A 12,339-nucleotide genomic window follows, 5' to 3' on the forward strand; every position below is an offset into this window, starting at 1 on the left:
AGTATTAAGATGTATATACCTAAGGGCATTCCACAAAGTCTTAAAAGAAGGCGTCGCTTATAGCGTAATGGGTTCTTATCATCAAGGGTCATCTTACTTATGACAGAACGTATTTCCTCTTTAAAATCTTCTTTCATTAAAATCCCCTCTATATCCTTATATTTATAGTTGCAGAGTTTAAGGTCCCTTCTTTTTTATTAAAAGATCTTTATTCTAAAAGTCTCTTATCCTTAAAGTCTCTTAGCCTTAAAGTCTTTTATCCTTAAAGTCTCTTAGCCTTAAAGTCTCTTAGCTAAAATTTCTTAGCTTTAAAGATTCTTAATTTAAAAGTCCCTTAATTTAAAAGTCCCTAAGCTTATCGTCCTCTGTAAGATCAGTATTCTCAATCTTTCTGATCACAACATCATAGTTATATTCCTTACTTATAACTATATTGACGCGGTCCCCAACCTTATGACCCATAAGTGCCTTTCCAAGAGGAGACTCTACGCTTATAGTTCCCTTTAAAGAATCTGCTCTCATGGTGGTAACTATCTTATACACTTCTTCAACATCATCTTCCTCAACATAGACAGTTACAGTTTTATTGATTCCAACCTGGTCTTCACTTGAATCATCATCTATTATCTTGGCAGTCTTGATCATTCTCTCAAGGAAGCGAATGCGACTTTCATTCTGATTCTTAGCCTTTTGGGCAGCATAATACTCAAAGTTTTCAGACAGATCACCCTGAGCCCTTGCCTCTTTGACATCCTCAAGAAGCTCTTTCCTTATATTGATCTTGCGGTTATCAATTTCAGCCTGCATATCTTCTATGTCTTTTTTGGTAAGTTCGTTGTGCATAGATCCACCTCGCTTATTCTTACTGTCACTTTTAAGGCATGACAGAAAATGCCTTTTAACACTGTAAACCCACATTTAATTTTATGATAAGAAAATTGCCTTTTCAACAGGATAAAAAACACTTTATTAGCTGAAAAACTAAAGATATTTAAAGAAATTCCATTTACTTTTTACTTTCTTGACGTTTCTTCAATATATCGATATTATATTAAGAAGTAAAAGGGAGTAGCTTATCTATATGCAGGCAAGGCATATAGATTTCCGGGATTCGTCAGCACAATGACCGCCAAAGATCAATATAAGGAAAGAGCTTCTTGAGGATGTCAAAGAGGCAAGGGCTCAGGGTGATCTGTCTGAAAACTTTGAGTATTATGCTGCCAAAAAGGCTAAGAATCAGAATGAAAGCCGTATTCGCTTCCTTGAGAGAATGATCAAGACTGCCAAGATAATAGATGATGATTCAAGCGAAGACCAGGTTGGCATCAATAAAACAGTAACTGTCTATGTTGAGGAAGATGATGTTGAAGAAGTGTATAAGATAGTTACCACTATGAGAGCTGATTCTTTAAAGGGAACTATAAGCGTGGAGTCTCCTCTTGGAAAGGCACTTATGGGTCACAAGGTAGGAGATCGTGTCAATATAGTTATAAGTAAGGAATATAACTATGATGTTGTTATCAGAAAGATCGAGAATACTGATCTTACAGAGGACGATAAGTTAAGGGACTTTTAAATTAAGGGACTTTTAAATTAAGAATCTTTAAAGCTAAGTAATTTTAGCTAAGAGACTTTAAGAATAAAAGACTTTAAGAATAAGAGACTTTAAGGATAAAAGACTTTAAGGATAAGAGACTTTAAGGATAAAAGACTTTTAGAATAAAGATCTTTTAATAAAAAATAAGGGACCTTAAACCCTGCAACTATAAATATATGGATCTAGAGGGGATTTTAATGAAAGAAGATTTTAAAGAGGAAATACGTTCTGTCATCAGTAAGATGACTCTTGATGATAAGATTGCCATGATTCACGGCGCTCATCTTTTTCAAAATGGTAGTGTAGAAAGGCTGTCAATACCGGCACTTACCATGTCTGACGGGCCTATGGGAGTCAGAGCTGAGTTTGAGCCTGACCACTGGATGCCCATGCAGCACTCAAGCGATCAGGTAACATATCTTCCGTGCAATTCTGCACTTGCTTCTACCTGGAACAGAAGTCTTTCCAAAGATATGGGAAGCGTTTTAGGAGAAGAGAACAGAGGAAGAGGCAAGGATATAAGTCTTGCTCCAGGAATCAATATAAAGAGAACTCCCCTTTGCGGAAGGAATTTTGAATATTTTAGTGAGGATCCTTATATTACAGGTGAGCTTGCTTCTGAGTTTGTCAAAGGACTTCAGGAATGGGACGTTGCTGCCTGCGTCAAGCATTTTGCTCTTAACAATCAGGAAACTCAGCGACTTGAAGTTAATGCCGAGGTTGATGAGGAAGTATTAAGACGTATATACCTCAGGGCATTCCACAAGGTCTTAAAAGAAGGCGGCGCTTATAGCGTAATGGGTGCCTATAACAAATATAAAGATGATTACTGTAATGAAAATCCCTTCCTACTTACTCAGATCCTTCGTGATGAGTGGAAGTGGGATGGCACAGTAATATCAGACTGGGGCGGCGTACATAATACAGACAAGGCAGCAGTATCAGATCTTGACCTGGAGATGTCTGTCAAAGACAATTTTGATGAATATGTAATGGCCAATCCGCTTAAACAGAAGATAGAAAGCGGAGAAATAGATGAAGCTTATATTGATAAAAAAGTCTATCATCTGCTTCTTCTTATGTACCGTCTTAAAATGCTTGGGGGCTTTGTTCGTAAGTGCGGAAGCTACAATACTCCTATGCATAGACAGGTAGCTCTTGATGTGGCAAGAGAAAGCGTGATCCTTCTTAAGAATGATAACAATATTCTTCCTCTTAAGAGAGACAAGCTCAAAAAGGTTCTTGTCATTGGAGAAAATGGAGACCGCATTCATTCAAATGCGGGCGGTTCAGCTGAGATCAAAGCCCTTTATGAGATAACTCCTCTTATGGGACTTAGAAGCCACATTGGTGGTAACTGCAAGGTTGACTATGCAGAGGGCTATACATCAAGGTTTAAGGCAGATGAGCCTTCAGCTTTTGATGAGGGCGGAACAAACTGGGAAAGACTTGATGCTATACGTAAGGCAGCAGAAGCCAACTGGCAGGAAGCATCGCTTGAAAACGGAGGCGGTAAGACCCAGTCTGTTATAAATGTTGATGAGAAATTGTCTGCTCTTCGTAAAAAGCTCAGAGATGAAGCTCTTTCGATGGCAAGTGATACATCATATGAAAAGGTAATATTTATAGGTGGTATCAATCACGATTTTGATTCTGAAGGTATCGACAGGATCAATATGGAGCTTCCATATGAGCAGAATGAGCTTATAGAAGAGCTTCTTAAGATAAGACCTGATCTTGTAGTTGTAATGGTAGCAGGAAGTCCTGTAAACATGACTCCATGGGCAGATAAGGTCAAGGCTCTTATCTGGACTTACTATAACGGAATTGAAGGCGGCAATGCTCTTGCAGATGTCATTCTTGGCAATGTCAATCCGTCAGGCAAGCTTGCAGAGACAATAGGACATGACCTTAAAGATTATGGAAGTCACGTTCTTGCCAAATTCCCCGAGCCTGAAACAGCGCATTATACAGAAGGCTTCAAGGTGGGATACCGCTTTAATGATACTGATAAGGTAGAGCCTCTTTTCCCATTCGGGTATGGACTGTCTTATACAAGCTTTGAATATAGAAGTCCCAAGATGTCGCTTGATTCAAATGGCAATAAGGTTATTACCGTTTGTATACAAAATACAGGAAAAGTATCAGGTTCTGAAATCGTTCAGGTATATGCAAGAAGAAAAGGTGCTGAGGTATTCCAGGAGCTTGCGGGTTTTGAAAAGGTATACATCCGCGCCGGTGAAGAAAGAGAAGTTGAGATACAGATAGAACTTGACCATGAGACAGAGCTCTCAAAGTCATTTAATAAATCTGTAGAATATGCAATAGGATCATCATCTCGTGACATCAGGATGGTCATCTGATCATAAGAAGATATTATAAAAGCAGTATTTAATGGTCAGGTACTGATTAAAACAATATATAAACATAACAGGTAACATTAAACATATGTTTTAAAAGGAGGACAAGATGTACTTTATACAAGATGGAAATATACTTATTGGCAAAAAAGAAGGGGAGACCTTAAGAATAGAGCCTTGGGGCAAGAATGCACTTCGTGTTCGTTCAACAATGTATCCTGAATTTACAGGCAATGACTGGGGACTTGAAGAGGAAGTAGATCATGGCACAGCACAGATAGAAAAGGCTGATGATCACGCTAAGATCACTAACGGCAATATATCAGCTCATATCAATAACTCTGGTGTTATCACATTTTATAAAAACGGTGAGCAGATCCTTAAAGAGTACTATCACAACTATGATCCTTCAGTAACTAAGGAAAGCATCTGCCTTAAGCTTGTTGCAAGAAACTTTAAGCCGATAGTAGGTGGAGATTACAGACTTACAATGCGCTTTGAGCCCAATGATGATGAGAAGATCTTTGGTATGGGCTGCTATCAGCAAAAGTACATGGATCTTAAAGGCTGCGTACTTGAACTTGCACAGCGTAATTCACAGACATCAATTCCTTTTGCTCTTTCAAATAAGGGCTTTGGTTTCTTATGGAATAACCCGGCAGTTGGTAAAGCTTCTTTTGGTAAGAACTATACTGAATTTGAAGCTTATGCAACCAAGGAACTTGACTACTGGATAGTAGCTGAGGATACTCCTGAAGATATTATCGAAAGATATACAGAGGTTACAGGAAGAGCTCCTATTATCAGAAATGATGTATTTGGTCTCTGGCAGTCAAGACTTCGTTACAGAACACAGGAAGAAGTGCTTGCTGTATCCAGAAAGTACAAGGAGCTTGGTATAAAGCTTGATGTAATAGTAATCGACTTCTTCCACTGGACAAGACAGGGTGACTGGCAGTTTGACCCTGAGTACTGGCCGGATCCAAAGGCTATGATAGATGAGCTTCACGAAGGCGGAACCAAGGTTATCGTATCAGTATGGCCTTCTGTTGATAAGAAGTCCATCCACTTCTATGAGATGTGGGACAAGGGATATCTTATCCGCACAGAGCATGGCTCTAATCAGACCTATGATTATCAGGGAGACTGCGTTGAGATCGACTGCACTAACCCCGAAGCACGCCAGTATATCTGGGATGTCTGCAAGAAGAACTATTATGACTACGGCATTGATATGTTCTGGCTTGATAATGCAGAACCTGATTTTGGTGTATATGATTTTGAAAATTACCGTTACCGCATGGGAACAGCTCTTTCCTGCAGCAATATCTATCCAAAGCTTTATGCAAAGGCATTTTTCGATGGACAGAAGGCTGATGGCAACGACAAGATCTTTTCACTGATAAGATGCGGATGGGTAGGATCCCAGAAGTATGGAACACTTTTATGGAATGGTGATATCCAGTCATCATGGGAAGCTCTTGAGTCTGCAGTTGGACAGGGTCTTAACATGGGTATTGCAGGTATTCCATGGTGGAATACAGACGTTGCAGGATTCATGTATGGTGATATGACAACAGATTACTACAAGGAGCTTGCAAAGAGATGGTTTGAATTTGCTATATTCACTCCTATCCTTCGTCTCCACGGCGACCGCGAACCTATGAATATACCTGCGCTTGATACAACCAAGGATTATGGCGGCGGATACCTTCACACAGGTGCTCCTACAGAGATGTGGGCTTGCGGAGAAGAAGTTTTTAATGTTATGAAAAAAAATCTCGAGCTTCGTGAAAAGCTTGCGCCTTATATTGATGAACTCAATAAGGAAGCTCATGAAACAGGACTTCCGCTTATGCGTGCTATGTTCCTTGAGTTCCCTGAAGATGAAAAGTGCTGGGAGCTTGATGACCAGTATATGTTCGGAAGCAAATACCTTGTAGCTCCTGTAGTTAAGGCGGGCGTTTGCGAAAGAAACGTATATCTTCCGGAAGGAAAGTGGGAAGATATAAGAGATGGCAAAGTATATGACGGCGGATGCACAGTAATGGCAGCAGCACCTATAGACAGTATTCCGGTATTTAAGAGAGCATGACCAGGGAGGCATCATGGAATTTGATCTTGAGAAAGAAATGGACCGCATAGATGAAGTTATAAAAAAGGGTCCTTATAAAGATACCTGGGAATCAATAGCATCATATCCTGTTCCCAAATGGTATGAAGATGTAAAATTTGGTATTTTCATTCATTTTAGTGTTTGCTCACAGACAGCTTTTGCCAATGAATGGTATCCACGCGGAATGTATATACAGGGCACAAGAGAATTTGAACACCATGTAAAAGCTCATGGCCCTCACAAGGAGTTTGGATACAAGGATTTCATACCACAGTTTAAGGCTGAGAAATTCAGTGCAGACGGATGGAATGATCTTTTTAAAGAGGCAGGAGCTGAGTACGTAGTACCTGTTGCTGAACATCATGACGGATTCCAGATGTATAAGAGCAAAATATCTCACTGGAATGCGGCAGAGATGGGCCCTATGCGTGATGTGGTCGGTGAAATGGAGGATTCCATAAGAGAACACGGAATGATAGCAGGAACATCCTCTCATAGAATAGAGCACTGGTGGTTTTTGTCTCATGCAAGAGAATTTGATTCAGATATGACAGGCAAGGAAGAAAGGGGACATATCTACTGGCCGTCCATGAAGGAATGTGAAGACCAGATGGATCCCTTCTCAGAGCCTGTTCCGTCAGAAGAGTTCCTTAAGGACTGGCTTGCAAGAACAGTTGAGATAATAGACCGCTTTGCGCCAAGAGTTTTGTATTTTGACTGGTGGATTCACCATAGCGCAGCAAGACCTTATGTAAGGAAGATGATGGCATATTATTACAACCATATGGAGAGTCTTGGTCTTACAGGCGTTATTAATTACAAGTATGGCTGTCTTCCTTTTGGCTGCGGCATACCTGATGTTGAGAGAGGCCAGTTTGCAGAAGCAAAGCCATATATATGGCAGACAGATACAGCTATTGGTGATAATTCATGGGGCTACACAGATGATAATCACTATAAGAGTTCAAAGCAGATAATTGAGAACCTGGTTGATGTAGTATCAAAGAACGGACGCCTTCTTCTTAATGTAGGACCTAAGGGAGATGGTACTATCTGCGATGAAGAGACTAAAGTACTTAAGGAGATAGGAAGCTGGCTTAAAGTTAACGGCGAAGCTATATATAAGACCAAGCCATATGAAAGAGCATCAGAAGGACCTACCAAGGTTGAAGATGGCTACTTTACAGAAACAGCTAAGGAGTATACGTCAGAAGACTTCAGATTTACTGTAAAGGGCGATCACATGTATGCTATAGCAATGAAGGCATCACAGGATGGCAATTATCTTATAAAGAGCTTTGCAAGAAGCAGAGAAGACAGCCAGAATCATTATACAGGTGTTATAAGCGATGTTCAGGCTCTTGGAGGAAGTGCAAGCTTTGAACACAAGAAGGACGGACTCTACATCCACTGCGATATTAAGTCGGATTATCCGATTGCTTTTCGTATTAATTTTTCTTAAAAAAATGTAAAATAATCCTCGAAAATTTGACCTCGGTGATTATATATATTAAAATTGCATTTTGTAATTAGCTTAAGAAAACCGTGTTTATCACGGAATTATTGAGAAACATGATAAAAGCCGGGTCCTTTTCTTAAGACTTGGCAGCGCAGGTAAAACAGGCTTTTGCATTTGGGTTATATCAGGCTTGTTTGAATCGAGGTCATATCGTGGATAATAAAGAAGAAATAATAAATGATGTCATAGAAGAAAAAGAAAATACCAATTCTTCTAAGGCATCTAAAACATCTAAGAAAAGCAGATCAAGAAAGATCCGCATGGCAGTGATCATACTTGAGATACTGGTCATCCTTTTCGAAGTTGTCGTCCTGTATGTTGTCAACAAGATTGATCGTGTACAAAGAGTATCAATATCAGTAGATGATCTTCAGGAGAACATAAGTGAAGAGGTTAAGGCCAATACCGAAAGCGGACAGATGAAGGGCTATACCAATATCGCACTTTTCGGTGTAGATACAAGAACCGGTGAGCTTGAAGCCAACACCAGAACTGATACTATCCTTATTGCTTCTATCAATAATTCAACCAAAGAAGTAAAGCTTTTATCAGTTTACAGAGATACTTATCTTAATCTTGGTAATGATTCATATAATAAGGCTAACGCTGCATACGCACAGGGTGGTCCGACTCAGGCTATCAACATGCTTAATATGAATCTTGACCTTAATATCACAGATTTCATTACAGTAGGTTTTGAAGGACTTGTAGATGTTATCGATGCTCTTGGCGGAATAGATATTGAGCTTACAGATGCTGAGATCAAGCATCTTAATGATTATCAGAAGATAATGGCTCGTCAGCAGGGTAAGGAATATATAGAAGTTACTGAGTCTGGATATCAGCATCTTAACGGTCTTCAGGCAACAGCTTATTGCAGAATAAGATATACAACAGGTGATGATTTCAAGCGAGCTGAAAGGCAGAGAATAGTTTTAGAGAAAGTATTTGAAGAAGCAAGTGAAGCTTCACTTTCAGAACTTAATGCTATTATAGATGCAGTAACTGATGAGATTTATACATCCTTATCTACATCAGAAATACTTGGATATGTATCTAATATTACAAGCTACAGTATAGTCGATACATCAGGTGTACCAACTTCTGACATGAGAGTTGGTGCTACCGTTGGAAGAAAGGGTAGCTGTGTAGTACCTGTTACTCTTGAAGCTAATGTAATATGGCTCCATGAATATCTCTTTGAAGAAGAGGATTATACACCATCATCCAAAGTACTTGAGTGTAGTGAGAAGATCCAAAGTGATACAGGATATACTCTTGATGAAGATGGTAATGTTGTATCGGGATATACAAGTAATACGACTACAACAACTACCACAACGACTACTACAGATCAGACTACAACAACGACTCAGGATACGCAGGAAGAGACTACAGATCCATATGAAGGACTTATGTCAATGACAGATCCTAATACAGGAGCTATAGTCTGGTATGATCCGTATACAGGAGTAGTAATTGATCCTGCAACCGGACTTCCTACAGGCGCGATGGCAGATCCTGCTACAGGTAATGTCGTATATCCTGACGGAACATCATCTCAGGATAGTCAGACGACTACAACTGATACTACTGGATCAACAACTACAGATACTACAGGAACTACTGTAACAGATCCAAATGCTACAGGTACTACAACAGATACAACAGGTGCGACCACTACGGATTCTGCGGGTACTACTACAGATACAACAGGCGTGACAACGACAGATACTAATACGACAACAGTTACAGATCCAAATGCAACTACTACAACAACACCTTGAGTCTGTAGGTTAGCTAAATTTTTATAACAATGAATATAAGCTGTCTGGTAATAAAATTACCAGACAGCTTTATTTATTCAATTCTCTATATTCTCCCGGGGTCATACCTGTTATTTTCTTAAACTGGCGGTAGAAGTGAATCTCATTTGAATACCCGCAAAGTCTTGCTATGTGTTCCAGTTTATTGTCAGTTGTTTTAACCATCCTTTTGGCATAATCAATCCGCATGCCGATCACATCTTTTTGATAAGAGATACCAAAGAAATTTTTGTACAGATGCTGAAAGTAGGATACGCTCATTGACATGGAATCAGCTGCTTTTTCCATGCTGATGTCATCAAGCTGCCCTGCCTGCATCGCTAGGCGGATAGCCTGGAACTGCGGATAATAGGGGCTTTTATACCTTTTGTCATTTTGCATATCATAGGCACTTGATAGATGATTTATAAGGACATTCATAAGGCAATTAATGTTGTCTTTCTGGATGTCCTTGTTTTTGGTATAGGACAGCTCGAAGAGGATCTGCCTAAGAAGAGTAGCTGGATCTTCTATATCATTTAAGGTAAAAAAGGTATTAAGAGGAAGGAGCTTTCTTGTGATGATGTTGCTGCCTGTAAAGGTAAAGTGAAGCCAGTCATCTATATACTGACCCTTGGGATTGGAATATGAATAGGCGACCTTGGGATCAAGGATCACGGCACTTCCCGGAGGAACAATCTTATGATCATTTGCTATATTATATTCGCCTCCTGATCTTATAAGCAGGATTACGTAGTGACCAGAACCTTTTGGGCGGGACATCATAAAACCTTTAGGATGTACTTTATTATAGCCTCCGTAGAAAACTTCATACATAGATTTACCTCATCTTATATTAATCAAAAAAGCAGAAAATGTTAGTCATAAAGTATTATCAGATATTATATATGATCAGTCAATTGTCTAGACTATTAGTGTGATATCAAAGTATAAAAATGACTTCTTGAATGAAGTGACCAAAATCATGTATTCAAGAATCAGACAATATTGAAAGGGTGGTTATTAAATGAAGGACTATGCTAAAGAGATTTCTTTAAAAATCAAGGAAAAGGAGCTTGCTGTTGCAAAAAGAATAGGGGATAAAATTCCGTATACAGCAGTAAACGGAGTTTTTGACGACTGGACAGACAAGAATCTGTGCTGGTGGACCAACGGATTCTGGGGCGGAATGATGTGGCAGCTTTACGGAGCAACCAAAGAAGAAATATATAAGACCAGGGCCATGGAGCTTGAAGAAAAGCTTGATGGTAACATTATGAATTATAATGGAATGGACCATGACAGCGGCTTTAAATGGCTTACAACATCTCATGCTTCAGAGCTTCTAACAGGAAGTAAGGACTCTCATAACAGACTTCTTTTGGCAGCAGCTAATCTTGCAGGACGTTTTAACCCCGCGGGCTTTATCCGTGCCTGGAATGATGAAAAGGGAGATAATGCAGGATGGGCAATAATTGACTGCCTTATGAATCTTCCTCTTTTATATATAGCGACAGAGATCACAGGTGATCCGAGATTTAAGAAGATAGCAATGACACATGCAGATACTGCGATCAAGCACTTTGTAAGAGATGACGGCTCAGCCAGACACATTGTTATATTTGATCCTGAAACAGGTGACTTTGTAGATGAGCCTGGCGGACAGGGTTATGGTAAGGGATCAGTATGGACAAGAGGTCAGAGCTGGGCACTGTACGGCTTTACAATGAGCTTTCTTCATACAGGTCAAAAGAGATATCTTGAAACTGCAATAAGATGTGCAGACTTCTTTGCTGATAACACTCCTGAAAGCGGAAGAATTCCGTTAGATTTCAGACAGCCCAAAGAGCCTGATTACACAGATTCCTGCGCAGCTTCTATAGGAGCTAGTGGTATGCTCCTTCTTGCAAAGACTCTTAGAAATGAAGGCAAGGATATCTGTGACGGTGCTGCGGTTCTTGCAGATAAATATGATAAGACAGCTGAAAGAATCCTTCGCTATCTTACAGATAATGACAGCGACTGGAATCCTGAAACTGATAACATACTTAGATCCTGTACAGCAGCTTATCATGATAAGGAACATGAGTTCCCGATCATCTACGGAGACTACTATCTTATAGAAGCAATATTCAGGATCACAGGTGAAGAAACTTATATTTGGTAAGTGCTTGATAATAAATAAGTAATCATGGTCATCTGATCATAGTGCTATAAATATAGAAATGAGATCATACAGAAATCTGATCATAGAGATTTGATCTAAGGTATTTGATCAAAGGTATTTGATGGGAGTAGTTTATATGAATAGTAAAAGTATATGGGAACCAAAATTTACAGATTTTAAGTTAAGTCCTTATACAGGACTTACACGTGATAGCTGGCTTGATGCCGGAAGATATATGCTTGAAGGAATCTTCAGGCACATAGATTCTATAGAGCATCCTGTAGTAGTACCTAGAAAAGAAACAGATGTAACTTATCCTCATAAGGAAAGTAAGGGTGATGCTCTTGTTGCCGAGCAGAAGGCGGAAATATTTGAAGGACTCACCAGATCTTTTTTCATAGGATCAGTTATGATCCACAATGATCCGGAGATTACGATCAATGGCATAAAGCTTGCAGATTATTACAAGCATCAGATTTATAAGAGCTGCTGCATCAAAGATGATCCTGCATATGTTGGGACCTATGAAGAGCTCCACGCCGGAGTATCATCTGATGATCCCGTAAGACCATTTCAGCAGACAGTTGAAACCTGTGCTCTTGTAATAGGCCTGGATGCCTGTGCAGAGGAAGTGTGGGACAAGTATTCTGATAAGGAAAAAGATGATATAGCAGCATTCCTTAAAAGCTTTGCATACAATCCGACTGTTCCTCAGAACTGGCGACTTTTCAATATGCTTGATATGGCCTTTCTTCATAAGCATGGATATGAGATA

The 12,339-nt window shown here is 39.6% G+C and carries 8 protein-coding genes and 1 pseudogene; 7 read left to right on the top strand and 2 right to left on the bottom strand.

Going from position 1 to position 12,339, the window contains the following annotated elements; all coding sequences use genetic code 11:
- Positions 1–339: 339 nt before the first annotated feature.
- Positions 340–843 (bottom strand): GreA/GreB family elongation factor, encoded by a 504-nt coding sequence (locus tag K6G87_RS11860; RefSeq protein WP_296837475.1) that lies wholly within the window; start codon positions 841–843, stop codon positions 340–342.
- Positions 844–1,132: 289 nt separating this feature from the next.
- Between K6G87_RS11860 and K6G87_RS11865 the strand changes: the two are divergent.
- The 5 genes and pseudogenes from K6G87_RS11865 to K6G87_RS11885 all read left to right on the top strand — a co-directional run.
- Positions 1,133–1,576: pseudogene (locus K6G87_RS11865) on the top strand (GreA/GreB family elongation factor); the annotation flags it as partial.
- A 218-nt stretch (positions 1,577–1,794) separates the two neighbouring features.
- Positions 1,795–3,960: a beta-glucosidase gene (locus tag K6G87_RS11870; protein WP_296837479.1), complete on the top strand. Its 2,166-nt coding sequence runs from the start codon at positions 1,795–1,797 to the stop codon at positions 3,958–3,960.
- A 106-nt stretch (positions 3,961–4,066) separates the two neighbouring features.
- Positions 4,067–6,052 (top strand): glycoside hydrolase family 31 protein, encoded by a 1,986-nt coding sequence (locus K6G87_RS11875; protein ID WP_296837482.1) that lies wholly within the window; start codon positions 4,067–4,069, stop codon positions 6,050–6,052.
- 13 nt (positions 6,053–6,065) lie between these two features.
- Positions 6,066–7,535, top strand: a complete 1,470-nt coding sequence (locus K6G87_RS11880; RefSeq protein WP_296837485.1) for an alpha-L-fucosidase — start codon at positions 6,066–6,068, stop codon at positions 7,533–7,535.
- A 209-nt stretch (positions 7,536–7,744) separates the two neighbouring features.
- The gene (locus tag K6G87_RS11885; RefSeq protein ID WP_296837489.1) at positions 7,745–9,379 is read left to right on the top strand and encodes an LCP family protein; all 1,635 of its coding nucleotides are present in this window, start codon (positions 7,745–7,747) and stop codon (positions 9,377–9,379) included.
- Positions 9,380–9,448: 69 nt separating this feature from the next.
- Here the strand turns inward: K6G87_RS11885 and K6G87_RS11890 are convergent, their stop codons facing one another.
- The gene (locus tag K6G87_RS11890) at positions 9,449–10,234 is read right to left on the bottom strand and encodes an AraC family transcriptional regulator (RefSeq protein ID WP_296837492.1); all 786 of its coding nucleotides are present in this window, start codon (positions 10,232–10,234) and stop codon (positions 9,449–9,451) included.
- A 190-nt stretch (positions 10,235–10,424) separates the two neighbouring features.
- Here K6G87_RS11890 and K6G87_RS11895 point away from each other — a divergent pair, with 190 nt between their 5' ends.
- Positions 10,425–11,564, top strand: coding sequence for a glycoside hydrolase family 88 protein (locus K6G87_RS11895; RefSeq protein ID WP_296837494.1), 1,140 nt, complete (start codon positions 10,425–10,427; stop codon positions 11,562–11,564).
- A gap of 136 nt (positions 11,565–11,700) precedes the next feature.
- Positions 11,701–12,339: DUF2264 domain-containing protein (locus tag K6G87_RS11900; RefSeq protein WP_296837497.1), on the top strand; the 639-nt coding region annotated here is incomplete at its 3' end.

The organism is Butyrivibrio sp. (assembly GCF_024699075.1).

Excerpts from the sequence above, each read along its gene's own strand:
- K6G87_RS11880 (WP_296837485.1), top strand. The coding sequence starts at position 6,066 with ATGGAATTTGATCTTGAGAAAGAAATGGACCGCATAGATGAAGTTATA.
- K6G87_RS11895 (WP_296837494.1), top strand. The coding sequence starts at position 10,425 with ATGAAGGACTATGCTAAAGAGATTTCTTTAAAAATCAAGGAAAAGGAG.
- K6G87_RS11890 (WP_296837492.1), bottom strand. The coding sequence starts at position 10,234 with ATGTATGAAGTTTTCTACGGAGGCTATAATAAAGTACATCCTAAAGGT.
- K6G87_RS11875 (WP_296837482.1), top strand. The coding sequence starts at position 4,067 with ATGTACTTTATACAAGATGGAAATATACTTATTGGCAAAAAAGAAGGG.
- K6G87_RS11870 (WP_296837479.1), top strand. The coding sequence starts at position 1,795 with ATGAAAGAAGATTTTAAAGAGGAAATACGTTCTGTCATCAGTAAGATG.
- K6G87_RS11860 (WP_296837475.1), bottom strand. The coding sequence starts at position 843 with ATGCACAACGAACTTACCAAAAAAGACATAGAAGATATGCAGGCTGAA.